20 protein-coding genes and 1 tRNA gene are annotated in these 25,115 nt (G+C 70.8%); 12 read left to right on the plus strand and 9 right to left on the minus strand.

The features are described from left to right. The first annotated feature begins 4 nt into the window (after positions 1 to 4). The 7 genes from V5F53_RS02545 to V5F53_RS02575 all read left to right on the plus strand — a co-directional run bounded on the left by V5F53_RS02545 (position 5) and on the right by V5F53_RS02575 (position 5,995). Positions 5 to 1,069 carry a hypothetical protein gene (locus V5F53_RS02545; RefSeq protein ID WP_393996901.1) on the plus strand — a complete coding sequence of 355 codons (1,065 nt, stop codon included), beginning with the start codon at positions 5 to 7 and terminating at the stop codon, positions 1,067 to 1,069. Next, complete coding sequence (locus V5F53_RS02550) at positions 1,066 to 1,362, plus strand: hypothetical protein (RefSeq protein WP_393996902.1); 297 nt, start codon at positions 1,066 to 1,068, stop codon at positions 1,360 to 1,362. Before V5F53_RS02545 ends, V5F53_RS02550 begins: the two co-directional genes overlap by 4 nt. Position 1,363: 1 nt before the next feature. Then, positions 1,364 to 3,361 carry a hypothetical protein gene (locus V5F53_RS02555; protein ID WP_393996903.1) on the plus strand — a complete coding sequence of 666 codons (1,998 nt, stop codon included), beginning with the start codon at positions 1,364 to 1,366 and terminating at the stop codon, positions 3,359 to 3,361. An 8-nt stretch (positions 3,362 to 3,369) separates the two neighbouring features. Beyond that, a complete protein-coding gene (locus V5F53_RS02560; protein WP_393996904.1) occupies positions 3,370 to 4,137 on the plus strand; it encodes a hypothetical protein in 768 nt (255 codons plus the stop codon). Between the two features lie 104 nt (positions 4,138 to 4,241). Next, on the plus strand, positions 4,242 to 5,291 hold the full coding sequence (locus tag V5F53_RS02565) for a peptidoglycan-binding protein (protein WP_393996905.1): 1,050 nt from the start codon (positions 4,242 to 4,244) through the stop codon (positions 5,289 to 5,291). 54 nt (positions 5,292 to 5,345) lie between these two features. Further along, positions 5,346 to 5,660, plus strand: coding sequence for a Pam3-gp28 family putative phage holin (locus V5F53_RS02570; RefSeq protein ID WP_393996906.1), 315 nt, complete (start codon positions 5,346 to 5,348; stop codon positions 5,658 to 5,660). Beyond that, positions 5,660 to 5,995 (plus strand): hypothetical protein, encoded by a 336-nt coding sequence (locus tag V5F53_RS02575; protein WP_393996907.1) that lies wholly within the window; start codon positions 5,660 to 5,662, stop codon positions 5,993 to 5,995. The genes V5F53_RS02570 and V5F53_RS02575 overlap by 1 nt, the downstream gene beginning before the upstream one ends. A gap of 222 nt (positions 5,996 to 6,217) precedes the next feature. Here the strand turns inward: V5F53_RS02575 and V5F53_RS02580 are convergent, their stop codons facing one another. The 3 genes from V5F53_RS02580 to gph all read right to left on the minus strand — a co-directional run bounded on the left by V5F53_RS02580 (position 6,218) and on the right by gph (position 9,261). Beyond that, a complete protein-coding gene (locus V5F53_RS02580) occupies positions 6,218 to 7,876 on the minus strand; it encodes a methyl-accepting chemotaxis protein (protein WP_393996908.1) in 1,659 nt (552 codons plus the stop codon). 456 nt (positions 7,877 to 8,332) lie between these two features. Next, a tRNA-Val gene (locus tag V5F53_RS02585) sits at positions 8,333 to 8,407 on the minus strand. A gap of 185 nt (positions 8,408 to 8,592) precedes the next feature. Next, entirely contained in the window at positions 8,593 to 9,261 is a 669-nt protein-coding gene (gene gph / locus V5F53_RS02590; RefSeq protein ID WP_393996909.1) for a phosphoglycolate phosphatase, read from the minus strand. 207 nt (positions 9,262 to 9,468) lie between these two features. Between gph and V5F53_RS02595 the strand changes: the two genes are divergently transcribed. The 3 genes from V5F53_RS02595 (at position 9,469) to V5F53_RS02605 (ending at position 11,374) form a co-directional block, all read left to right on the plus strand. Further along, positions 9,469 to 9,930, plus strand: coding sequence for a hypothetical protein (locus tag V5F53_RS02595; RefSeq protein ID WP_509212846.1), 462 nt, complete (start codon positions 9,469 to 9,471; stop codon positions 9,928 to 9,930). A 144-nt stretch (positions 9,931 to 10,074) separates the two neighbouring features. Further along, positions 10,075 to 10,782, plus strand: coding sequence for a ribose-5-phosphate isomerase RpiA (gene rpiA / locus V5F53_RS02600; RefSeq protein ID WP_393996911.1), 708 nt, complete (start codon positions 10,075 to 10,077; stop codon positions 10,780 to 10,782). Positions 10,783 to 10,876: 94 nt separating this feature from the next. Next, complete coding sequence (locus V5F53_RS02605) at positions 10,877 to 11,374, plus strand: DUF2059 domain-containing protein (RefSeq protein ID WP_509212848.1); 498 nt, start codon at positions 10,877 to 10,879, stop codon at positions 11,372 to 11,374. Between the two features lie 182 nt (positions 11,375 to 11,556). On the opposite strand, the gene V5F53_RS02610 is transcribed toward V5F53_RS02605, so the two are convergent. Then, complete coding sequence (locus tag V5F53_RS02610) at positions 11,557 to 13,752, minus strand: glycosyltransferase (RefSeq protein WP_393996913.1); 2,196 nt, start codon at positions 13,750 to 13,752, stop codon at positions 11,557 to 11,559. 203 nt (positions 13,753 to 13,955) lie between these two features. Between V5F53_RS02610 and gor the strand changes: the two genes are divergently transcribed. Next, positions 13,956 to 15,317, plus strand: a complete 1,362-nt coding sequence (gene gor, locus V5F53_RS02615; protein WP_393996914.1) for a glutathione-disulfide reductase — start codon at positions 13,956 to 13,958, stop codon at positions 15,315 to 15,317. A gap of 100 nt (positions 15,318 to 15,417) precedes the next feature. Here the strand turns inward: gor and V5F53_RS02620 are convergent, their stop codons facing one another. From V5F53_RS02620 to V5F53_RS02630, 3 genes are all read right to left on the minus strand, one after another. After that, positions 15,418 to 16,746: a nucleotide disphospho-sugar-binding domain-containing protein gene (locus V5F53_RS02620; RefSeq protein WP_393996915.1), complete on the minus strand. Its 1,329-nt coding sequence runs from the start codon at positions 16,744 to 16,746 to the stop codon at positions 15,418 to 15,420. Next, the gene (locus V5F53_RS02625) at positions 16,739 to 17,404 is read right to left on the minus strand and encodes a TetR/AcrR family transcriptional regulator (RefSeq protein ID WP_393996916.1); all 666 of its coding nucleotides are present in this window, start codon (positions 17,402 to 17,404) and stop codon (positions 16,739 to 16,741) included. Before V5F53_RS02625 ends, V5F53_RS02620 begins: the two co-directional genes overlap by 8 nt. A gap of 78 nt (positions 17,405 to 17,482) precedes the next feature. After that, complete coding sequence (locus V5F53_RS02630; protein ID WP_393996917.1) at positions 17,483 to 18,727, minus strand: multidrug effflux MFS transporter; 1,245 nt, start codon at positions 18,725 to 18,727, stop codon at positions 17,483 to 17,485. Between the two features lie 320 nt (positions 18,728 to 19,047). Here V5F53_RS02630 and V5F53_RS02635 point away from each other — a divergent pair, with 320 nt between their 5' ends. Beyond that, complete coding sequence (locus V5F53_RS02635; RefSeq protein WP_393996918.1) at positions 19,048 to 20,484, plus strand: class II 3-deoxy-7-phosphoheptulonate synthase; 1,437 nt, start codon at positions 19,048 to 19,050, stop codon at positions 20,482 to 20,484. A gap of 177 nt (positions 20,485 to 20,661) precedes the next feature. Here the strand turns inward: V5F53_RS02635 and V5F53_RS02640 are convergent, their stop codons facing one another. Both V5F53_RS02640 and V5F53_RS02645 read right to left on the minus strand, forming a co-directional pair. Next, positions 20,662 to 23,796 (minus strand): efflux RND transporter permease subunit, encoded by a 3,135-nt coding sequence (locus V5F53_RS02640; RefSeq protein WP_393996919.1) that lies wholly within the window; start codon positions 23,794 to 23,796, stop codon positions 20,662 to 20,664. Beyond that, on the minus strand, positions 23,796 to 25,070 hold the full coding sequence (locus V5F53_RS02645) for an efflux RND transporter periplasmic adaptor subunit (protein ID WP_393996920.1): 1,275 nt from the start codon (positions 25,068 to 25,070) through the stop codon (positions 23,796 to 23,798). The genes V5F53_RS02640 and V5F53_RS02645 overlap by 1 nt, the downstream gene beginning before the upstream one ends. Positions 25,071 to 25,115: the final 45 nt, after the last annotated feature.

The raw sequence follows: 25,115 nt of genomic DNA on the forward strand, positions 1-25,115 counted from the left end.
CCATATGGCACTGATCACCACTCCGGGCCTCGCCCTCATCGCCCCGCTCGCCCCGCCGACCTGGCACAAGGAGGCGGATTATCTGCTCAATGGCGTCGCGCCCGTGCTCGCCGCCGATTTTGCCCGCGAGCGCTATGTGATCGAGGGGGTGAGGTGCCGCGCCAAGGACATCATCAGCCGCGCCGGCGTCGCCAAGCGGGTCATCGGCCCGAGCGGCGGGCTGGAGCTGGTGCCGGCCAACACGCTTTCGTACACTTATTCCGGAGGGCGGAGAAGATTGTATGCTGAAGGGGCAGCCACAAATCTGTACCGTAACGATCAGATTGTGAAAGATAGCGGCACTGACTACACAGTGACGGCGCAACCTTACACTTTGTCATTCTTGGGGGGTGGGCGGTTAAACATCGGCAGTGCGGGGCCGTCTGCGGATGTCTATGGTGTCGGCCGCACGGTACGCACGACATATACATTTACGCCGACCGCTGGAACGCTGTGGATCTCTCCCACTTGGGAGGGCAGCCAGAGCATCGAGGCGGTGCAGCTCGAAGCCGGCTATTACGCCACCAGCTACATTCCGACCACCACGGCGGCGGTGACGCGCGTCACGGACGTGATGACCTTCTCGGCGGCGGTCACGGCGCTGCTCTCCGCCGCCGGGCCGTGCACCCTGGTGCTGCGGGGCACGATCACCCGGCCGGGAACCGCGCTCTATTCGATTCTCACCTCCACCAGCCGTGTCCTCAGCCTGCACGGCACCGGCGCCTTCCTGGTCGAGATGGGCGGGGCTTCGATCACCGCGCCGGTTGGCGTCGAGACCGGCGCGGAGCTGGAAATGGGGGCGGCGCTGTCGTGGGGGCCGGCGGGCCGGGCGATCTCGGTCAACGGATCGGCGGTGGCGAGCAACGCCGCGCTCGCCACCTCCGCCATGGGCTCGCTCTGGCTGGGCGCCTCCACCGGCCTGCCGGCGGGCGGGCGTTACGAGCTGGACCAACTCCTGATCTACCCGGGGTATGACGCCGGGACCGCGCTTCGCGGCGCGGCCCGCGTGTGGAATGGAGCCGAGCTGTGAGCATTCTCTACCTCACCTTTCCCGACCGCGCGGCGGCGCTCGCCGCGCTCGCCGCCGCCCTTGGCTACGAGACCTCGGCCGAGGCGCCGGGCGGCGCCGAGGGCGTGACCTGCGGCTCATTCGGCGGCACGCGCTACGACCTGTGCTTCCTGGCTGACGCCGGGGTGATCGCGCCCGGAGGCGTGGACCTCGTCAACCTGCGCTGGTGGGGCGCGCCCGAGGCGGCGCCCGACTTCGGCGCCGCCGTGGTGGCGCCGCTCACCCCGTCCGCCGCATTTTTGGAAGAGGTTTGAAATGGCTTCGAACTCTGGCGTCCAGGCCAACAATCTGCCCCGTGCCGCGCTGGTCACCGACCTGATCGGCCTCACCGGCGCCATGGGCGATACGGCGCTCATCTCGCTGGCGCGCCTCGGCGTGCTGGTCGGCGCGGCGGCGACCTATACCCGCGCCGGCTATGCCACCAAGGCGGCGCTGCTGGCCGACCTCACGCCGCCCGCGAATACCATTGGCGAGGTGTTCGGCGATCCGGTGGCCGCCAACAATGGCTATTACCTCAAGGCCGGCGCCGGCGGCACGGGCGGCTGGACCTATGTGAAGGCCCTGCCCGAGGCCGATTTCGCGACCGCCGCCGAAGCGATCGAGGGCCTGATGGCCGGGCGCGCCCTGTCCCCGGCGGCCCTGTCGGCCGCCCTCGATGCCGACCGTGGACCGCCCATGACCGACCACCGCTATGCGGCGGTGTGGGGCGTGGGCGCCGGCGGCCTTCCGGCCCAGGTGCTCACCCACGACGGCGCCCTGCGGCGCCTCGCCCCGAGCGTGATCATGACCAGCGAGGTGTGGGAGACGGCGCTGGTGGACCTCGATGGCGTGGTGCTGTGGGGCAAGCGCTGGGACGACGAGGTGGCCGTCAACGGCCCGGTCTACGAGACCTCGGAGGCCTATGACGCGGTCCTCCTTGGCGCCTCCCCGGCGCGCGTGGCCTATGTGCTGGCCGACGACGAGGCGGTGCGCGTCTCCAGGATCGGCGAGGACCCGGTGGCGGCGCGGGTGGACGGCGCCGCTTTGGTCTATCGCACCCTCGCCGGCACCACCGTCACCACCACCCGCGAGGACCTGACCTGCCAGACCCAGCTTTCCGCCGGCCGCACCAGCCTGCATCACCTGCTGCTGCTGGGGCAGTCGCTGGGCAAGGGCACGGTTGGGGCTGTCACCACGGCGGCGGAGGGGGCGGGCCGCTACATGATGTTCAGGGGTGGTATCCGCGTGCCGCTGGAGGCGACCACGCCGGTGACCTCGGCCGACACCGTCAGCCTCGCCGAGGCGGTGGAGTTCGATACCGAGAGCCCGTGCCGGGCGCTGATGGAGGCGCTCGGCGCCGGCTGGGCCGACGATGGCACCGCGTTTCTGGCCAGCAATCATGCGCTCGGCGGCGCCTATTACAGCCAGATCAAGCGCGGCACCGTGCCGTTTGCCAATGCGGTGGAGGCGATGCGGCGGGGCCACCTGATCGCCCGCCTCAACGGGCTGGCCTACGCGCCAAGCGCCCACATGGTGCACGGCGAGGCCGACAGGGCCGCCACCGCCACCGCTTACGCCGGCTATCTCACCGAACTGCAGGCGGACCTCACCGCCGCCTATCGGGCGATCACCGGCGCCACCGACGAGGTGGTGCTCTACGTGAGCCAGGTGGCCGGATGGACCGCCTATGTGGATGCCGCCGGCATCTCGCATGTGCCCACCGGCATGGCGCAGGCGGCCACCGCCAGCCCCGGCAAGATCGTGCTCGTCGGCCCCCGCTACACCCTGGCGACGGATTCCGGCGGGACTCATCTTCTGGCCAGCGCCAGCCGCCAGCTCGGCGACATGCACGCCCAGGCCCAGCTGCGCCACCGCGCCGGCCGGCCCTCCTGCCTGCGGGCGCTGCCCTATACGCGGGCCGGCGCCACCCTCACGATTCCCTGCGCGGTGCCCACCGCCCCCATCGTGCGCGACACCTCTTTGGTCACCAACCCGGGCGGGTGGGGGCTGGTGTATGCGCAGACGGGCGGCACGCCGGCCACGGTGGTCAACGCGGTGGCGGAGGGCTCCACCATCGTCGTCACCCTCTCGGCCAACCCGGGCGCGCCCACCGCCGAGAGCCTCCGCATCGCCCTCGACGGCGTGCCGCTGGCCCACGGCGGACCCACCACCGGTCCGCGCGCCTGCTTCCGCGATTCGACGCCGGGCGTGGACGCCACCGGCATGAGCCGCGCCTGCTACCTCGCCGCCGGCGAGATCACCCCCGCTATCTGAGGACCATCATGCAGCGCTTCGAACAGCTCCCCACCACCGTTTCCGCCACCAGCGCCGCCGCGCGCATCTCCATGAGCGCGCTGGACACCGCGATCGCCCGCATCCCGGGCCTGGTGCACGACATGGACGTTTCCCGCCTCGCGGACGCCGCGAGCGCCGGCCGCTGCCGGGGCTCCGGCGCCAAGGTCGCCAAGGTGGGCGCGGGGGTGAGCCGGGTGGCCTCGTCCTATCTCAATGGCAAGGCCGCGTGGCGCATGGCCACCGAGGGCGGCTCCAAGGTCCGCATCGCCAGCGCCTGGCCGGGCGCGGATGCCGACTTCACGCTGGTGTTCGCCGGCACGCTGGGGGCGGGCACGTCGGGGTCGACGCCGACCCGCAACATCGTGACCATCGGGTCAGGGACAGGGGCGTTCGCGGTGCTGTGGCAGGTCACCGGGGGGGCGATGCGATTCCGCCTGGGCACCTCCGGCGGGCTCAACACCACGTCCATGCCGGTGGCCAACACGCCCTGCATCATGGCGGTGCAGCGCAAGGGCGCAGTTCTGTCGCTGGACATCAACGGCATCATCGTCGCCACCGCCACCGACACGGACATCCTGCCCGACCTCGCCGTCCAGCCGATCCATCTGGGGTCCTCGATGCCGGTGACCACCGACCCGACCTTCGACGGCGATTGCGCCCGGTTCCTCGCCTACAGCGCCGCCATCCTCACCGACACCCCCGCCGCCTGGGCCGAGCTGGTCGCCGAGGCCAGGGACGAATTCGGCATCGCCTGATCCCCGGCCCACACGCTCTGACCGATCCCCGCCGCCTCCGGGCGGCTTTTTCATGTGCGCATGGCCGCCCCTTTTCGGGGCGGCCTTTTTGCTGGGAACACCTTATGTTGCGTGCCATCGACATCATCAAGAAGCTCGCGCCCAAGGCGAGGCCGGCCTATCTCGACGCCTTCGCCGCCGGCGACAGCCTCCTGGTCGCCTATGGGCTGACCACGCCGCTGCGCCTCGCCCATTTCCTGGCCCAGGTGCTGCATGAGACGGGCGGGCTCACCCTCGCCCGTGAGAGCGGCAGCTATACCGCGAAGCGCATCGTGGAGGTGTTCGGTGTCGGCCGGCACACTGCCGCCATCACCGCCGCCGAAGCCGCCCGGCTGGCCGGCGACGGCCCAGCCCTGTTCGAGCGGGCCTACGGCCTGGGCAATCCCCGCAAGGCGAAGGAACTGGGCAACACCAGGGCCGGTGACGGGTGGACCTATCGCGGCAACGGCATCATGCAAACCACCGGGCGCGATGCGCATCGCCGGCTCGGTGGCGTGGTGGGGCTCGGGGCCCTGTTTGAGGACCGCCCCGAGGCGGTGACCGAGGCGCCCTATGCGCTGCTGCCGGCGCTGGCCGAATGGAGCGAGATCGGCGGCAACGCGCTGGCCGACACGAACGATCTCGCCGGAATCACAAAGCGCATCAATGGTGGATACAACGGCAAGGCGGACCGGCAGGCTTGGCTCGATCGCATCTATCCGCTGCTCAAGGCAGGCGGTGCCGCCTGGAAGGATGCGGCTGAGGATGACGAAATCCGCGCTCTCCAAGAGAAGCTGAACGCTCTGGGCTATGGCCTCGCCGTGGATGGGCGCAAGGGGCCGGAGACCGAGGGCGCCGTCGAGAATTTCCAGTCGAGGAACAGCCTGAAGGTGGACGGCATCGCCGGCAGGGTGACGCTGGCGGTCCTCGACGCCCGGCTGTCGGAAACGAAGGTGCCGCCGGCCGCGTTCGCGCCCGTCGCCGAAGTCTTGCCTGATCCGGCGCCCTCCATCGCGCCCGGCCTCCCGCCCACTTCCCCCGTCTCCGCGCCTTTTGGCGCGGCGCCGCCCGGCGCTTCTCCCTCCTGGTCGGCGCGCCTCGCCGCCGCGCTGCGTGACCTGTTCGCCAACGCCTGACCGCTCCCCGCGTCCGGCGACCGCCGGACGCCTCTTCTGCAGATGAGGCCCTCCATGTCGATGCTGAAGGATGCCGTCGAACAGGCGGTGCGGTCCGCCGCCGCGAATCCCTCCATTCCGCTCGATCCCGCCGGCGTGCGCCAGGTGGCCGAAGCGGTGTCCGCCGCGCTGCCCGCGCCGGTGGCGGTGGAACTCCTGTGGCCGCAGCTCGCCCGTTACGCCGTCTCCATCGCCGGGTCTGTCCTGGTGGGCCGGGGGCTGGTGGCCGAAAGCGACTGGCCGGTGATCGCCGGCGCCGTCCTGGCTCTCGCCCCGCCGCTCTATCGCTCGCTCGCCACCTGGGCGGCGCGGCGGAAGGCGGCGGCGTGATGGCCTGGCCAGATCCCGATTCCACCGTGTGGGGGGTGAAGCTCTCCACCATCGCGGCGGGGGTCGGCGGCGGCATCGTCCGCGCCCTGCTGCTGCGCCATGGCTGGCTGAAATCGTGCCTCGGGGTGGTGGTCGGCACCGTGCTCGGCGTGCAGGGCACGCCGCTGGTGGCGGCCATCGTGGACCGCTATGGGTTCGACTACCTGCCCGACCCGCAGGTGGATTATGTCGCGGCCTCGCTGCTGGGCATGACCGGGCTGACCCTCGCCGAGGTGGTGCTGGCCCGGGTCAAGGCCCTGGCCAAGGCGGCGCCGACAGGCGCGGGGGCCAAATGACCGGGACCCGCGCCTTCGTGCGCGTCGACTGGGAGCGCACCACCGACGGCGCGCCACGACCAGGATGTGGCGCGGAGCGCGGAACGGTAGGAGAGGGCGGAGCGAGGGCCTCCGTTCCGAGGGCGTGATGTCGTGGGGGGGCGTTCCATTGCTCCCGCTCTTGAGGGTGAGCGGGAGCGCGAGAGGTCCTGCGACGTCCGCGGCGCTCTCTCCCTCCGTGCCTTATGCGGCGCGGATGGAGAGAATGAAGTCGTGGATCTCCGTCTCCAGCCGCGCGCCGCCGGTGGAGAGCTTTTCGGCCGCGGCGGACACCTTCTGGGAGGCGCTGCTGGCCTCATTGGCCGCCACATTGACGTTGGCCACGTCCAGCACCACCTGGGAGGTGCCGCCGGCGGCCTGTTCGATGTTGCGGGCGATCTCGGCCACCGCCGCATCCTGCTCCTCCACCGCGGCGGCGATGGCCCCGGAGGTTTCCGCCACCTTGCTGATGGTCTTGCGGATGTCCCGCACGGACGCGACCGCGCCGGAGGTCGCCTCCTGGATGCTGGAGATCTGGGTGGAGATGTTGCCGGTGGCCTGCGACGTCTGGTCGGCCAGTTGCTTCACCTCCTCGGCCACCACGGCGAAGCCGCGTCCGGCCTCGCCCGCGCGGGCGGATTCGATGGTGGCGTTCAGCGCCAGCAGATGGGTCTTCCTGGCGATGTCATCGATCATCTGCGTGATGGTGCCGATCTGCGCCGCCGTGGTGGTCAGGTCGGCGATCAACTGGTCGGTCTGCTCGGCCTTGCTGACCGCCTCTCCCGCGATCTGGCTGGAGGCTTGCACCTGGCGGCTGATCTCGCGGATGGAGGCGGAGAGCTCGGTGGTCGCGGCCGCGACCGCGTGGGCGCTCATGGAGGCGCTCTCGGAGGTCCGGGTGACCATCTCGGAGGTCTCGCGGGTGGTCGCGACCGTGCGGGAGAGCGTGGCGGCGGTGTCCTCCAGCGAGATGGCCGAGGTGGAGAATTCCTTCACGATGCCGCCCACCGTCTCCTCGAAGCGGTTGGCGATCTGCTCCATCTCGTCGTGCCGGCGCATCTCCGCCCGCGCTTTCTCCTCGGCCTGCTCGCGCTCCAGCTCGATGCGCCGGATCTCGTGCTCGCGGAACACGACGACAGCGCGCGTCATCTGGCCGATTTCGTCGTCCCGTGCGAGCTGCGGCACGGATACGCTCATATCCCCCGCGCGCATGCGGGCCATGACATCGCACAGGGCGAGCAGCGGCCGGGTCTGCCGGCGCAGGATGAAGAACAGGATCGCCCCCACCAGCAGGGCGGCGAGGGTGGCCTGGATGATGATGGTCATGACGAGCGTACGGACGATCGCCATGAACTCGCTCTGCTTCAGGCCGACATAGAGGATGCCGACCACCTGGCCGGAGGCATCGCGCAGCGGATCGTAGGCGGTGAAATACGGTTGGCCGAGAATGTCCGCCTCGCCGCGATAGGGCTGCCCCTGCTTCAGCACCGTCTCATAGGCGGGGCCGGGCTTGAGCGTGGTGCCGATGGCGCGGGACCCATCCGCCGCCTTCACGTTGGTGGCGATGCGGGTGTCCCCGAGGAAAATGGTGGCTGTGCCGCCGACCAGGTCCTGGAGGCGATCGACCAGCGCGGTATCGCCGTTCAGGACGGTCTTGCCTGCCATGAGCTTGCCGTCCTCCATCCGAAGCTCGCCCAGGGCGCCGAGTAGCTCGCGGGCGACGCGGATGTTCGAATCCTGGCGATCCTGCGCCTGCTGTCGCATCTCCTTCGAAATGTCGTGCGACACCACCAGCAGAACGGTGGCGAAAATGACGAGTATTCCACAGAAAACCAATGCGGAAATCTTCGTCGGGAGGGACATCTTGATGTGAATTGGAAATGACCTCGACACCGCGCCCTGCCTTGACTGTCTAGATTTCTCCGCTTCAAAGAACACGAAGCCTCGGCGCGGTCTTTGCGCTACGTCATATGGGCATTCATCGTCCGCGCCCGCCCCGGGCCGCCGGCGCGTCAAGGCGGAGGGGTGGCGGTGCGAGCCGCAGCGCCCAAGGGCATCCCGGCGATGCCAAGGTCACCGATCTCGATCGGCTTTTTGCTGCTGTGGCGTGCGCGACGGTGTCCGTGGCTCGCGATTCCTCGGCGCTCTTGGAGCGCTCCTGCCGCAACCCCAGGGCGGAGCGAAAGGACGGAGCGAAGGAGGATCACGTTCCCCGAACCTTTCACGCGCACAGATGCCATGTTCGCATTGGTGCGCCGGAGTTTGCCGGGCGAATGTCTTGGCTGATGGCGACAAAGCCTGCATCTGCAAGGCTTGGAATGGTGGGCGATGCAGGGATTGAACCTGCGACCCCTCCCGTGTGAAGGGAGTGCTCTCCCGCTGAGCTAATCGCCCATTCCGTCGCGGAGGAGTGCTTGTTAGAGCGAAGGCCCCCTTGGTGTCAAGGCGGGTCTTCGAGACCCCCGAAACCGGCCTCATCTATCCACAGCCTCTGGGGACAAGATCCGGCGCCGCCGCCGCCGGATTGTCCAGAAAGCGTTGAGCTTTCAGGGAAAACAGCCCTGTCTCAAGGTCGGGCCTCAGGCCGGGGCTTGAGCGAGCAGGGCTTCGACGGCCCGAGTCAGCTCGTCGAAGTGGTGAATCAGGGCGTCGGCCCCGAGTTCGCCGGCGGGGGTTTCGGTGTAGCCGAAGGACACCGCGATCACCGGCACGCCGGTGGCGCGGGCGGCGCGGATGTCAGTGATGCTGTCGCCCACCATGATGGCGCTGCCGAGCGCGCCGCCGGCTGCCGCGATGGTGGCGGTGAGGGGCAGGGGATCGGGCTTGGGCTTCTCATAGGTGTCGCCGCCGGTGACCACCGCGAAGCGGGAGGTCAGGTCGAGGGCATCCAGCAGGCTGCGGGCCAGGTGCTCCAGCTTGTTGGTGCACACGCACAGGCGCGCGCCGGTGTCGGCGAGCCGGTCCAGCGCCGGCAGCAGGCCGGGGAAGGGACGCGATTCGTCGGCGATGTGGGCCGCGTAGTGGGCCAGGAAGCGCTGGTTCAGCTCCGCGAGGTCGGTGTCGGACACCGGCACGCCGGCGCTGTCGAGGGCGCGCTGGATCAGCACCCTGGCCCCGCCGCCGATCATGTTGCGGGCCGCCGTCCGGTCCACCGGCGGCAGGCCGTGGCCGGCCAGCACCTGGTCGAGGGTGTTGAGCAGGTCGGGGGCGGTGTCCACCAGCGTGCCGTCGAGGTCGAAGGCGATCACGGGTGGAACCGGGGCTCCGGCCGGGATGGGCGCGGGAGGGCGGGGGAAACTTGGGGCGGACATGGACGTTCCTCGGCTGTGCTGTGTGGGGCGTGGGCCTTTATGGGCGGCCCGCCATAAATCCTGCCGCTTTTCGGCGCCAGCGTCGCGCTTCCAGTTGGCCCTGCGGCCACACGGCGCGGGCCGTGGCCGCTGATGGAGGTGCGAATGCGGAGGACGAGGTGGACGCTGCCGCGTTGCGGACAGGGGACCGGGGCGGGCGCGGCGCGGCGGCCGGCGATGGCCTGCGCCGTGGCGGGGCTGGTGCTGGCCGGCGCCTCCGCGGCCTCCGCGCAGAGCTTCGGCGCGTTCGATTTCACCGCACCGCCCTCGGCGGATGCCAACCGGGTCTATGGGGTCAACCGCAAGACCGGGGAGGTGTCCGCCTGCCAGTTCGAGCGTCCCGCCGGGTCCTCGGTGGGCCTCACCCGCTGCTTTGCCCAGGGCGAGGGCGCCGGCACCCAGAAACAGGCGCGCTATGGCCTCGTCTCCACCCACTATGCCGGCGAGACCGGGGTGTTCCGGGTCAATTACGACACCGGCGAAATGAGCATCTGCTACGTCCGCGATCTGCCCAAGGCGGACGGCAAGACCGAGCCGACCATCCTGTGTACGCCCCAGGGCCGGTGAGGCGGGGCCGCGGCCGGGAGGGATGAGGCGTCGCGGCGCTTGTCGGCTGGGGCGATCGGGGCTAGAGCCGGGAGGAACGGGGGGCCTCGCCTCGCGCCGGCGCGGCGCCCCTTCCGCATTCGCGCACCAAGACGGAAACGCCCCATGGTCCACGCCGAAGACTTGAAGCGCCGCGCCGCCGCCCATGCCCTGGAATACGTCACCGACGGCATGCGGCTGGGCCTCGGCACCGGCTCCACCGCCCGCCACTTCGTGGAACTGCTGGCGGAGAAGGTTTATGCCGGCCTGAAGGTGATCGGCGTGCCGACCTCGGAGCAGACTTTAGCCCAAGCGGTGGAACTGGGCGTGCCGATCGGCACCCTCGACGAGGTGGGCGAACTCGACCTGTGCGTGGACGGCGCCGACGAGGTGGGCCCCGGCCTTGCTTTGGTGAAGGGCGGCGGCGGCGCGCTGCTGCGCGAGAAGATCGTCGCCCGGGCCGCCAAGCAGATGGTGGTCATCGCCGACGCCACCAAGAAGGTGGATGTGCTCGGCCGCTTCCCGCTGCCCATCGAGATCGTGGACTTCGGCGCCGGAAGCATCGCCCGCAGCCTGGAAGAGGCGATCCGCTCCGCCGGCTGCGTCGGCGAGCTGCGCACGCGCCGCGACCGCGACGGTCATCCGTTCATCACCGATCAGGGGCATGTGCTGCTCGACGCCCACCTCGGCCGCATTCCGGACCCGTCGGCGCTGGCCCGGGCCATTTCGGAAGTGCCCGGCGTGGTGGAGCACGGGCTGTTCCTGGGGCTCGCCACACGGGCGGTCCTGGCCGGCTCGGAGGGCATCCTGGTGCTCGACCGCGAGGGCGCGTGACCGGGGCGTGTGAGCCCGAGCTTGTGACACTTTGCGCTTTTCGGAGAAGATGATGCGTTGTTCCAACTTCGCCCCTCGGCGGCTGGGCTTGGTGATGGCCGCTGCGGTTTCGGTGTCGGTGCTCGCCGGCGCGGTATCGGCGCCGGGCGTGGCCCTCGCCCAGCAGGCGGCGCCGACGCCGGCGCAGGTCGCCCTCGCCAGGGACCTGGTGGAGGCCAATGGCGAGGCCCGGGCCTTCGACGGCGTGATCGCCAACATCGTGGACGGCGCGGCCCTGTCCTTCCTGTCCACCAATCCCGACCTCGCCAAGCAATTGCGGGACGTGGCCATCGCGGTGCGGCCGGAGTTCGAGAAACGACAGGCCGAGATCATCCAGATCCTCGCCACCGCCTACGCCTCGCGCTTCACCGAGGCCGAGCTGAAGGAGGCGCTCGCCTTCTTCCGCACCCCCACCGGCAAGAAGCTGGTGACGGATCGCCCCGCCATCGTCCAGCAGGCGGTGCAGGGTATCCAGGCCTGGGGCGCCCAGCTCAACGCCCAGGCGGTGGAGCGGGTGCGCGCCGAGATGCGCAAGAAGGGCTTCGACCTCTGATGCCGGAGGCCCGCGAGTTTCCTCGCGGGCCCAGCCCGCGCCGCGCCTGAGCGCCGGTCAAGGGGCAAGGGGCCGGGGCCGGCGGCAGGAGCGCGGGCCTGCGGCTGATGGTCTTTGGCGCCGCGCGGACCTGTGATCCCATGGCCGGGCGCCGCCACCGCCGGTAGCGGCGCCCGGGTGCGTCAGATGGCGTCGGTGCGGGGGTCCCGTGGGCCTTCCGGGGCGGTGGCGCAGGCGGCGAGCAGGCTGTCGCGCTTCAGGTTGGGATTGTAGTGCGGGTCCACCAGGGTGGACGCGTGCCACACGGCATTGAAGCTGGCGCGCTGGGCCTTCAGGCGGGCGCGATGCTCGGCGGTGCGGCGGCGCCCGCGCGAGGCCGATTCGTGGTGGATGAGCAGGGCGAACGGGGTCTGCACCACCCCGTAGCCGGCCCGCCGGGCCCTCAGGCACAGGTCGATGTCGTTGCAGTCCTCGGCGAAGCGGTCCGCGTCGAGGGGGCCGATGGCGTCCCAGGTGTCCTTGCGGATGAGCAGGCAGGCGCCGGTCACGGCGCTGAGGTTCTGGCGCACCCGCAGCCGGCTTTCATGGCCCGGAGCGCCCTGCGGGCAATGGGCGAACCAGTGGGCGGCATAGCGGAACAGGCCGGCGATGACGCCGGCATGCTGCACGGTGCGGTCTGGAAACAGCAGCTTCGCGCCCACCACTCCGGTGTCCACCCCATGGTCCCGGCGTGAGATCAGCGCCACCATCTCGTCCAGCCAGCCGCCGTCGATGACCTCGATGTCGTTGTTGAGCAGCAGGATCAGTTCGCCGCTCATGGCCTCAACGCCGGCGTTGCAGATGCGGGGAAAGTTGAAGTCTCCGTCGTCGCGTACGATCTGGGTCTCGGGCCATGCCGCCTTGGTTTCCTCGAACAGGGCGAAGGTTTCCGGTTCCATCGAGCCGTTGTCCACCACGATGATCTCGAAATTCCGGTAGGTGGTGTTGGCGACAAGGGTGCGCAGCGTCATGCCCAGCACCGCGGCGCGGTCGCGGGTGGGAATGACGATGGAGACTTTCGGCGGGCGTGCCGGCAGGGGAAACAGAGGGGTGAGGAAGCGGCCGTCCGTGCTCACCTCCACCGGCACGCCGAGCCGGGCGGTCAGGGCCCGCGCCCCTCGCGCCGCGGCCTCCGGATCGGCGAAGCCCGGCCCTGGCGCGGTCCGGCCATAGGCGACGCGGGGCAGGTGCAGAATGTCGGCCGGCGCCAGGCTGTCCACATGGCGCAGCAGCAGGTCATAGGCAGCGGCATCGCCGAAAGACGGGTCGAGGCCGAGCGCCTGTGCGCGGCCGGCATGGAGCACGGTGAGCGCGCCCATGTAGGGCCAGGCTTCCAGCAGGTGGCGGTTGAAGGCGGGCTTGAACACGCCCTCCAGGGGGGCGCCGGCCGCGTCCCAGCGCTCCTCGTCGGTGTAGAGCAGGCGGCAGCCGGGGTGGGCGGCGAAGGTGGCGCGGATCATGGCGACGGCGTCGCGGGTCGGCCGTCCGCCGGCATCGAGCGCGCTCACCAGGGCGTCGGGCGTGGCGGCGGCGAGGGCCGCGGCAAGGCCGTGGGAGGGCTCCTCGCGTTCCACCGGCAGCAGGCGCCCCAGGCCGGCGACGATGCCGCGAAGGGCCGCCTCCTCGCGCTGCAGGCGGGCGGCGGGAACTGCGACCAGCCAGTCGAAGGCGGGGTCGGTCTGGGCCTTCAGGGCGGCGGCGCAGGCGGCGAGGGCGTCAAGGCCCGGCCCCTGCGCTCCGAGCGCGGTGAGCAGGGCGAGGCGCGGGGCGGCGTCCGGGGGCACGGTGGTGGCGAAGTCCTCCACCCAGCGGGCGCGGAAGCGCTGGTAGTCGGCCTGCCGGGCGTAGCGGCCGAAGGGCGAGGAGACCAGGAGCGTGGACAGGCGGGCCCGGAGCTCGCGGGCGGCATCGGTGGCCACCCGCCAGCGCGGCCGCAATCCGGCGAGGCCGCCCCGGGTGCCCGGTGGCAGCTCCAGCCGGCCGCGCAGCATGGCGTTGAGCTTCAGCAGCAGCCGGCCGAGCGGATACGAATCAGGCAGCGGCAGGAAGCCGGCGCGCAGCGCCGCCCCGCCGCCCGCCACCACGATGCGCGCGGCTCCGCGCGGCAGGGGCACCAGCACCAGGCGGTCGCCGGCGTCCAGCGGCGCCGCGAACAGGGGCGAGCCCCGGCGGTCCTCGACCCGCAGCGCGAGGCCCTGCGCCGGCGCCGGAAGGCTGAGGGCGATCAGGGTGTTGCGGCGGCGCGCCGTCAGCTGCAGCGGCACGGGGAGATGGAAGGCGGCGTCGCCCGGTCCCGCCCGCCCGCGTCGCAAGGGAAGGGGAGGGGTCTCATCGGCCATGACACGCACTCGCACAATTGCCCAGGCCGGCGTTACACCACCGACCGGCCTGAGAGCGCAAGGGGCGCTCCGGTGAGGCGCTCCGGTGAGGCGCTCCGGCGGGGCGGCCGGTCCCGCCCCTCGCGGCACAGTGACGGCTTGACGTGGGGCAGCAGGGCGGACTTGTCTGGGCGCCTTACGATGCGGCCAGAAGGTGGAGCCCCATGTCGCAAAAGGAAGTGGATCTGTTTGTCATCGGCGGCGGCTCCGGCGGCGTGCGCGCGGCGCGGATCGCCGCCCAGCATGGCGCCAAGGTGATGATGGCGGAGGAATACCGGATCGGCGGCACCTGCGTCATCCGCGGCTGCGTGCCCAAGAAGCTGTTCGTCTATGCCGGCCGCTATGCCCACGACCTGGAGGACATGGCCGGCTTCGGCTGGCGGGTGGACGCGGTGGAGTTCGACTGGCTCACCCTGGTGGCCAACAAGGACAAGGAGATCGCCCGCCTGGAGGGGATCTATACGCGCAATGCGCTGGCGGCCGGCGTCGAGGTGGTGGCCTCCCGCGCCGTGGTGGTGGACCCCAACACCGTGCGCATCGTCGCCACCGGCGAGGAGGTGAAGGCCCGCACCATCCTCATTGCCACCGGCGGCCAGCCCGCCCTGGGGCCGGCCATTCCCGGTGGCGAACTGGCCATCACCTCCAACGAGGCGTTCAGCCTGCCGCGTTTCCCCAACCGGATCGTGGTGCAGGGCGCCGGCTATATCGGCGTCGAGTTCGCCTGCCTGTTCCGGGCGCTGGGCGCCGAGGTGACGCTGGTCTATCGCGGCCATGCGGTGCTGCGCGGCTTCGACGAGGAGGTGCGCACCCATATGACGCAGGAGCTGACCAACGCCAACCTGCGGCTCATGCCTGGCCAGTCGCTGGCCGCCATCGAGGCGGTGGCGGGCGGCAAGAAGGTCACCTTCACCGACGGCTCCACCGTGGAGGCCGACGAGGTGATGCTGGCGGTGGGCCGTATTCCCAATACCCGCGGCCTGGGCCTGGAAGCCGCCGGGGTGGAGCTGGACAAGGTGGGCGCGGTGGTGGTGGACGCCGGGTCGCGCTCGTCCGTGCCGTCCATCTATGCGGTCGGCGATGCGACCAACCGGGTCAACCTGACGCCCATCGCCATCCGCGAGGGTCACGCCTTCGCCGATACCGTGTTCGGCAACAAGCCCTGGACCGTCGATCATTCCCTGGTGCCGACGGCGGTGTTCTGCGAGCCGGAGATCGGCACCGTGGGCCTCAGCGAGGAGGCGGCGCGCGCCGCCGGGCGGCCGGTGGACATCTACAAGACGGCGTTCCGGCCGCTGAAGGCAACCTTGTCGGGGCGCGAGACCCGCATGTTCATGAAGCTGGTGGTGGATGGCGAGACCGACCGGGTGCTCGGCGTCCATATCGTCGGCGAGGGGGCGGGGGAGATGATCCAGGTGGCCGGCATCGCCGTGGGCATGGGCGCCACCAAGGCGGACTTCGACCGCACCGTGGCGGTGCATCCCACCGCGGCGGAAGAGCTGGTGACGATGCGCACCAAGGTATCCTGACGCGCCGCAGGCGATTCCGGCCGCGTCCGCAGCGTCCGGTGCGGGAGATCGCCCGCCCGCGCCGGAGCGCGGGCGGGCGTTCGCGCGACCCGGCGGGGGATCAGGCCGCGCAAAGGGTGCCAGAGCGCGGCGGCGTGGCCGCCATCGCCTCAAGCAGGGACAGAAGGGGCGAGGCCTCGGCTTCCGCCTGAACCTTGCGCCCGAGATCGACGGCGGCAGTGGTGAAGGCGGGCTCCTCCAGCAGGCGCACCAGCGCCGCGCGGATTTCGGCAACTGACGCCCCGGCCGCCAGGGGCAGGCCGGCGCCGCGGGCGGCGATGCGGGCGGCGTTGTCCGCCTGGTCGCGGCCGTGGGGCATCACCAGCATCGGGCAGGCGTTGGCCAGGGCCTTCATCACCGTGCCATGGCCGCCATGGGTGACGACCACCGCCGCCTCCCGCATCAGCGCCCCATGGGGGGCGCTCTCCACCACGGCGACATTGTCGGGGATGGTCCCGAGATCGGACCGCACCAGGGCGCCGCCGAGCGTGACCACGCCGCGTATGGGCAATGGCCCGAGGGCCTCCATCACCCGCTGCACCGCGCCGGCGTGATTCTGGAACGTGGTGCCGAAGGCCACCAGCACCAGCGGCCGGCGGTCATCCCGCGCGAAGGGCGAGGCGAATGGGGCCGCCCAGCCCGGATCGCCGAGGAGGGGGCCGACGTAGCGCAGGCCGTCGGGCATCGGCTCCGGGGCGAAGTCAAAGGCCCGGCTGGTGGCCAGCAGCAGCCCGCGCGTGGCCTTGTGCTGGTCGGCCAGGCTGGCGAGCGGCGCCAGGCCCAGGGCGATGCGCGCCGCATTGAAGCCGGGCAGGGTGGCGGCGTCGAGCGCCTCGCGGATGGCGGTGCGCATGGCTTCGTGCGCGGCGGCCTCGTCGGCGGAGCGGGCCGGCATCAGGCCGGGGCCCATGGGCAGCGCGCCGGCCGCGGGGAACAGATTGATGTTGACCCCGAGCAGGACCGTGTTCTGCGCCGCCGCCTCGCAGCCCAGGTGCACGCCGAACAGCAGCTCGTTCGCCACCACCAGGTCGGCCGGCTCGCGGGCGAGTTCGTTCATGACGTCGCCGGCGAAGGCGAGGGCGGGCCCGGTGAACACCGCGCGGCAGGCGGCCAGGATGCCCTCGAACGGCGTCGGCGCCGCCCAGTCCTGGAAATAGTCGAACGCCCGCCCCCGGCCGATCTTCGACGGCGCGGTGGTCCAGGGGACGAAGCGGGCGTCGGCGGCCAGGGCCTCGGGCCGGTTGCAGGCGTCGCTCATGAGGCGCACGCGGTGACCGCGCGCCACCAGCCGGCGTGCCAGCTCCACGAACGGGGGCACCGAGCCGCCGCCCTCGAAGGTGGCGAGCAGGAACGACTTGCGCGGGGCGTCGGCGGTCGGGGCGTCAGTCATGGCGGGGCTCCTGCGCGGGGGCATGGCTTGCGGGAGGCGTGAGCGGAAGGGGGCCGATGGCGGCGGTCACCAGCGTGCTCATGAGGGCGCGCGTCTCGGCGGGGGTGCGCCCCATGTCGCGGCGCAGCAGCTTCCAGACATAGAGATCGGTGGCGACCACGAGGGCGTCGAGGCGGGCCTGGCGCGCGGCGGCGTCGAGGCTGTCGAGCCAGGGCGCGAAAATGCCGGCGATCCAGGCGCGGTGTTCGCGGCGCCCCTCATCGGCCATGGCCTTGAACGGCGCATGGCGCTCCTCCTGGGACAGCACCCGCATCACCAGGTCGCCGGCCGCCTCATAGTCGTCGATCAGGGCGGCGAGGGCGCCTTGCACATCGCCGGGAGCGATCCGGCGCCGGGCGTGGATCTCCCCCGCCGTCCGCCGCTGCACCGCCGCCAGCAGCCCGTCCTTGCCGCCGAAATGGCGCACCACGGTCGGCACCGTCACGTCCGCTTCCTGGGCGATCTGGTCGAGGGTGATCTGGTCGAGCCAGTCGTCGCGGATGCGGCGCGCGAAGACGTCGAGGATGCGCCCCGCGGTGAGCTCGGCGGCGCGGGCGCGGGCGCCCTGGTTGTAGGCCCGCTTGCCGGGCACGTCGGAGGGGGCGTTCGCGGATTTCATGATAGTATGACTATCGCGAAATCTGCGCCCGGTCAACAATTCATTTAATGACCACTAATGCGAATTTGCGCCAGCCGCTCAGGGCTGGTGGCCGAACAGGCGCCCGCGCTCGGCCCACAACACCGCCACCAGCGCCAGCGCCGACAGCACCACATAGGTCAGGCTCAGCGGCAGGACCGTGCCGTCGAAGGCGCGGCCGGCGGCGAGCGCCAGCAGCGCCGCCAGCAGCGTGGTGAAGCAGCCGATGAAGGACGAGGCCGTTCCCGCCACCGCGCCCAGCGGCTCCATGGCCATGGAGTTGAAGTTCGACACCGTCAGCGCGAACAGGAACTGGCCGAGGCCGATGAACAGGCAGAACAGCCAGAACGGCGGCCGGCCGTCGAAGGCGAGGGCGGCGGCGGCCAGCCCCGCCGACACCGCCAGGAAGCCCACGACGCCGCCGTGCGACAGGCGCCGCATGCCCATGCGGCGCACCAGGCTGGCATTGAGGAAGGAGGCCACCGCCATCACGCCGGCCACGCCGGCGAACACCGCCGGGAACAGGGTGCCGAGGTGGTACACGTCGGTCTGGAACACCTGGGAGGCCGAGCCCACATAGGTCATGAGGCAGCCCATCATGAGGCCCATGGCGAGCGCGTAGCCGGCCGAGCGGCGGGTGGTGAGGGTCAGCTTCATGCCGGCCAGGATCGCCCGCACCGAGAACGGGACGCGGTATTCGGGGTGCAGCGTTTCCGGCATCCTGAGGCCGAACCACAGGGCCAGGGCCAGCGCCAGGCCCACCATGGCGACGAAGATCAGCCGCCAGGAGCCCACGAGCAGGATGAGGCTGCCCAGCGCCGGCGCCAGGATCGGCACCGCCAGGAACACCATCATGGTGAGCGACATGATGCGGGCCATGTCGCGACCGGCGAAACGGTCGCGCACGATCGCCACCGCCAGCACCCGCGCGGCGCCCGCGCCCAGCCCCTGGATGACCCGCGCCACGATCAGGGTGGAATAGGAATCGGTGAGCAGCGCCAGCAGGCCGCCGGCGATGTAGATGGCGAGCCCCACCATCAGCACCGGCCGCCGCCCCACCACGTCCGACCACGGGCCGTAGAAGATCTGCCCCACGCCGATGCCGATCAGGTAGGCGTGAACCGTCAGCTGCACGTCATTGGCGTTGGCCAGGGCGAAATGGGCCTGCATGATGCCGAAGGCCGGCAGCAGGTTGTCGATGGAGAAGGCCGTGATGCCCATCATCAGGGCGATCAGGGTCACGAATTCCGCGAAGCTGGGAACCGGCTTGCGGGCCGGCGTGGCGGAGCCAGGGAGCTGGGACATGACGCACTCGAAGGGTGGGGTGTCCCGCAACAGACACGCGAGGAGATCGCGACGGCGGAAGGAGGGTGCCGCGCGGCGCGCCAGTCATAAGTGAACGCCGGGGGGATGAGAAGGGCGGGCAGGCCCGCCCCGCCCGCGGCGCGGCATGGACTTGCGATTGCGATGCAGCATCGCCACATGGCCATCAGCGGCCGTCCTCGCCTTTCACAGGCCACGGTGTTCATGTATAAGCCCGCTCTCCGGCTGGGCGAACACAAGAGGAACGCCAGTCCGGGTCCGGCTTGGAACCGTCCAGGCCGGCGAACCTCATGGAGAGTCAAATGGTGACCCGCCCGCAATCCGCACCTGTCCCTGGCGCCGAGGTGTCTCGCCGCGCCGAAGGCTGGCGTCCGGATAGCTGGCGATTTTATCCAGGCGTGCAGATGCCGGATTATCCCGACAAGGCCGTCCTCTCCGAGGTGGAGGCGAAGCTCGCCTCCTATCCGCCGCTGGTGTTCGCCGGCGAGGCCCGCAAGCTGAAGGCGGAGCTGGCGCGCGTCGCCAAGGGCGAGGCGTTCCTGCTCCAGGGCGGCGACTGCGCGGAGAGCTTCGAGGAGCATTCGGCCGACAACATCCGCGATTTCTTCCGGGTGTTCCTGCAGATGGCGGTGGTGCTCACCTTCGCCGGCTCCTCGCCGGTGGTGAAGGTGGGCCGCATCGCCGGCCAGTTCGCCAAGCCGCGCTCGTCGGACAACGAGACGGTGGACGGCGTGACCCTGCCGAGCTACCGGGGCGATATCGTCAACGATCTCGCCTTCACGCCGGAGGCGCGCATTCCCGATCCGCGCCGCCAGCTTGAGGCCTACCGCCAGTCGGCGGCGACGCTGAACCTGCTGCGCGCCTTCGCCAACGGGGGCTATGCGAACCTCGCCAATGCCCATGCCTGGATGCTGGGCTTCGTGAAGGATTCGCCGCAGTCCTCGCGCTACCAGGAGCTGGCGAACCGCATCACCGAGGCGCTCGACTTCATGCGCGCCTGCGGTATCGACCCCAAGAGCCATCCGGAGCTGTCGTCCACGGACTTCTTCACCAGCCATGAGGCGCTGCTGCTCGGCTACGAGCAGGCCTTGACGCGGGTGGATTCCACCTCTGGCGACTGGTACGCCACCTCCGGCCACATGATCTGGGTCGGCGATCGCACCCGCCAGCCGGACCACGCGCATGTCGAATATTTCCGCGGCATCCGCAATCCGATCGGCATCAAGTGCGGGCCGTCGCTGGCGCCCGACGGCCTGATCCGCCTCTTGGACATCCTCCAGCCGGACAACGAGGCCGGCCGCATCACCCTGATCTGCCGCTTCGGCGCCGACAAGGTGGGCGACCACCTGCCGGCCCTGGTGCGGGCGGTGGAGAAGGAGGGCCGCACCGTGGTGTGGTCGTGCGATCCCATGCACGGCAACACCATCAAGGCGGCCTCGGGCTACAAGACCCGCCCGTTCGAGCGGGTGCAGGCGGAAATCCGCGCCTTCTTCGACGTGCATGCGGCCGAGGGCACCTATCCCGGCGGCGTGCACCTGGAGATGACCGGCAAGGACGTGACCGAGTGCACCGGCGGCGCCCGCGCCATCTCCGACGAGGACCTGCGGGACCGCTACCATACCTATTGCGACCCGCGCCTGAACGCCGAGCAGTCCATCGAAACCGCCTTCCTGGTGGCCGAACTGCTGAAGCGCGAGCGGGTCGCCCGTGGCCGCGTGCACGTGGAGGCGGCGGAGTAATCCGCTCCCGGCCGGAGGTTGGCCGGTCGGCCTTCGGCTGGGCCGGCGGCTTCTGGTGGCAGACATGAAAAACCCCACCGCGCCTGCGCGGTGGGGTTTTTTCGTTCATCCTCTTTTTCGTTCACCCTCATGGTCCGGCGCCGGCACCCGGCGTCAGGGGCCGGCGGCGGCGGGGCCCTATTCGGCCGGATGGACACTGCCGGGCGTGCCGTGGCCGGCGGGATCTTCCGGCTCGTCCCTGCCCCCCACGAAGCGGCCGAACAGCCGGCCGAACAGCCGGCTGAGGTCGTCCATCACCGTGAACACCGCCGGCACGAACACCAGCGACAGCACGGTGGAGGTGATGAGGCCGCCGATGACGGCGATGGCCATGGGGGCGCGGAAGCCGCCGCCGTCGCCCAGCGCCATGGCCGAGGGCAGCATGCCGGCCGCCATGGCGATGGTGGTCATGACGATGGGCTGGGCCCGCTTGTGGCCGGCCTCCATCAGCGCCGTGGTGCGGTCGGCGCCGTGCTTGATGGCCTCGATGGCGAAATCCACCAGCAGGATCGCGTTCTTGGTCACGATGCCCATCAGCATCAGGAAGCCGATCACCACCGGCATGGAGATGGAGTGGCCGGTGAGGAGCAGGGCGATGAAGGCGCCGCCCACCGACAGCGGCAGCGACACCAGGATGGTGATGGGCTGCAGCACGTCATGGAACAGCAGCACCAGCACCGCCAGCACCAGCATCAGCCCGGCCGCCATGGCCAGCGCGAAGCCGGAGAACACCTCGCCCATGATTTCCGCGTCGCCCGCTTCCTTCAGGACCACGCCGGGCGGCAGGTCGCGGGCGGTGGGCAGCGCCTTCACCGCGTCCACGGCGGTGCCGAGCGGCGTTTCGCCCACAAGGTCCGCCTCCACCGCGATGCGGCGGGCGCGGTCATAGCGGTCGAGGGCGGTGGGGCCCTTGCCGAAGCGGATGTCGGCCACTGCCGAGAGCGGCACCGCCCCGCCGGCGGCGGTGGGCACCTTCAGGGCGTCGAAGGTTGAGAGCGCGGTGCGGGCCTTCTCGTCCAGCTTCACGCGGATGTCGATCTGGCGATCCTTGGCGGAGAACTTGGCGAGGTTGGCGGAGATGTCGCCGATGGTGGCGATGCGCACGGTCTCGGCGATGGTGTCCACCGAAACGCCCAGCTCCGCCGCCTCGTCCAGCTTCGGAACGATGCGGATCTCGGGCCGGTCGAGGGCGGCGGAGGACACCACGTTGGTGAGCACGCCGACGTCGTGGCGCATCTCCTTTTCCAGCGCCAGCGCGGCCCGCTCCACCGCATCGCCGTCATTGCCGGACAGCACCATCTGGAAGCCGCGCTGGGCCGCCTGGCCGTTGGAGCTCCAGGTGAAGCGCATGTCGGGCAGGGCGGCCAGGGTGGCGTTGAGGGCGGCCTCGAAGGCCTTCTGGTCCTGCCTGCGCTCGGCGCGGGGCTTCAGGTTGATGACGATCTGGGCCTTGCGCACCTCGCCCGCCAGCATGGCGAGCCCGCCGGCGCCGCCGGCGCCCGCAGTGGCATAGACGCTGGCGACCTCCGGCTGTTCCCGCAGCAGGCGGGTGATCTGGTCCGACACCTTCTGCGTTTCCGCCAGCGTGGTGCCCGGCGGCAGCTCGATGGACAGCATGGAGCGGGAGATGTCGTCGGACGGCAGGAAGCCTGACGGCAGCAGCGTGGACAGGAAGATGGTGCCGACGAAGATACCGAGGCCCATGGCGATGGTGAGGAAGCGGTGCTTCAGCGACCACCACAGCAGGCGCATGTAGCCGCGCATCACCCGGCTGTCGGTTTCGTGCCGGCGGCCGGTGTCGCGCAGGAAATAGGCCGCCAGCAGCGGCGTGACGAGCCGCGCCACCGCCAGCGAGAACAGCACCGCGATCGCCACCGTCAGGCCGAACTGCTTGAAATACTGCCCGGCGATGCCGCCCATGAACGACACCGGGGCGAACACCGCGACGATGGTGAGGGTGGTGGCCACCACCGCGAGGCCGATCTCGTCCGCCGCCTCGATGGCGGCGCGGTAGGGCGACTTGCCCTGCCGCATGTGGCGCACGATGTTCTCGATCTCGACGATGGCGTCGTCCACCAGGATGCCGGTGACCAGGGTGATGGCGAGCAGGCTCACCGCGTTGAGGGAGAAGCCCAGCATGTCCATGACCCAGAAGGTGGGCAGGATGGACAGCGGAATGGCGAGGGTGGTGATGATGGTCGCCCGCCAGTCGCGCAGGAACAGGAACACCACGATCACCGCCAGGATGGCGCCCTCGATCAGGGTGTGCATGGCCGAGCGATAGTCCGACTTGGTGTAGCGCACCGTGGTGTCGATCTCGGTGATGGCCATTTCGGGGTGGTGGGCGCGCAGCTCCTGCACCGCCTCCTCCACCCGGTCGTAGACGGTGACGTCGGAGAAGCCCTTGGCGCGGTACACGCCGAACGCCACCACGCTCTTGCCGTCCAGGCGCGCGAACACCCGGGGCTCGGCGGCGCCGTCGGTGACGCTGCCGAGGTCCTTCAGCCGCACATAGCGGCCGTTGCTGAGGGCGATGCGGGTGTCGGCGAGGTCGTCCACCGAGCCGGCGCCGGCCAGGGTGCGGATCGACTGCTCCTGGGTGCCCACCTCGCCGCGTCCGCCGGAGACGTCGAGGTTGGTGGCGCGCAATTGCCGGCTCACGTCGGCGGCGGTGATGCCGAGCGCCATCAGCCGGTCGGGGTCGAGGGCGATGCGGATCTCGCGGTCCACCCCGCCCTCGCGCTTCACCTGGGCGACGCCGCGCACGCCCTGCAGGGCGCGGGCGATGGTGTCGTCCACGAACCAGGACATTTCCTCCGCGCTCATGGAAGGCGAGGATACCGCGAAGGTGACGATGGGCAGGCCCTCGATGTCCACCCGCTGGATCAGCGGCTCGTCGATGGCGCGCGGCAGCTCGGAGCGGATCTTGGTGACCGCGTCGCGGGTGTCGTTCACGGCCCGGTCCACCAGGGTCTCCAGGTGGAATTCCACGGTGGTGATGCTGGTGCCCTCGGAGATGGACGAGGTGATGTGCTTCACCCCGGCGACGCCGGCGATGGAATTCTCCACCCGCTTGGTGACCTGGGTCTCAAGCTCGCTCGGCGCGGCGCCGGTCTGGGTGATGGTGACCATGACGATGGGCACGTCGATGTTCGGCATCTGGGTGATGGGCAGGGTGCGGAAATGCACCAGGCCGAGCACGGTCAGGATGACGAACAGCACCAGGGTGGGAATGGGCTTGCGGATGGCCCAGGCGGAGATGTTGATGGCCATCAGCGCGCCTCGCCCACGGAGATCTGGGCTTCCACCGGGTTGACCCGGTCGCCGTCGCGCAGGAAGCCGCCGGCCCGCGCCACCACCAGCTCGTCGCCGGCCAGCCCCTGGGAAATCAGCACCCGGCCCCGGCTCTTGAGCGCCGGGGTGATGCGGCGCGTGGCCACGGTGCCGTCGGCGACGACCAGCACATAGGCGCCGTCGGCATCGAACATCACCGCCGACTGGGGCACCACCAGGCCGCTGCGGGCGCCCACCGTCACCAGGGCGCGGGCATAGGCACCGGGCTTCAGGCGGTCGTCGGCGGGGAGGGCGATCTTCACCCGGCCGAGGCGGGAGGCCTTGTCCACCTCCGCCGACACCAGCCGCACCGTGCCATCCACCGGCTGGTCGAAGCCGGCCGGGGTGACCTGGGCGGAAAGGCCGGTCTTCATGCGCGGCATGGCCGCCTCGGGCACTTCGGCGTCGAGGTCGATGGCGCCATTCTCGGCGATGCGGAACAGCGGCTCGCCCCGGGCCGACAGGGCGATGGCCCCCACCTTGGCGTCGCGCGAGAGGATGATGCCGGCTTCCGGCGCGCGGATGTCGGTGCGCTTCAGCTTCACCTCGATCTCGTCGCGCTGGGCTTTGACGAACACCGCCTCCGCCTCGGCGGCGATAAGGCTTTCGCGGGCGGCGGCCACCTGGGCCGAGGCCACCTTCACCGCGCGCTCGCGCTCGTCGGCGGTTTCCTGGGAGACGGTGCCGGTGACGCGCAGCTTGCGGGCGCGGTCCACGGCGGCGGCGGCCTCGGTCTCCTGGGCCAGGGCCTGGTCGAGGGCGGCGCGCTGCTGGGCGATGGCGGCCCGCGCCTTGGCGGCGCTGGCGGTGTTCTGGGCGAGCTGGGTGTCGAGCATCTCGCGGGAGAGGCGGGCCAGCACCTGGTCCTTGTCCACCCGGTCGCCGGCTTCCACCAGGATGTCCTCGAGCCGCAGGCCCTCCACCTCCGGCCCCACCTCAATCTCCTCGCGCGGCAGCAGCGAGCCGGTGACCAGCAGGGTTTCCGCAACCGTCTCGGTGCGCGGGCGCAGAACCGAGACGGTGAGGGCGGCGGGGCCGGCTGCCGGCGGCGTGCTCTCGGCGCGGGCGGCGCCCATCCCGGGGGCGGTCCACGGCGCGCCGCCCGCCGCGCCCAGCAGACACATGGCGAGCGCAAGGGTGCGGGCACGGCGGGAGAAGGCGGGCATGATGGAACGAACCTCGTTCAGACGGCGGGCGGCAGGGTGACGGATCACGGCGGCATTCCCGTGACGGCGTGAATCGGCGGGGCGCATCATGTC

The sequence above is a fragment of the Xanthobacter cornucopiae genome, assembly GCF_043195065.2.
Lineage (GTDB): Bacteria > Pseudomonadota > Alphaproteobacteria > Rhizobiales > Xanthobacteraceae > Xanthobacter.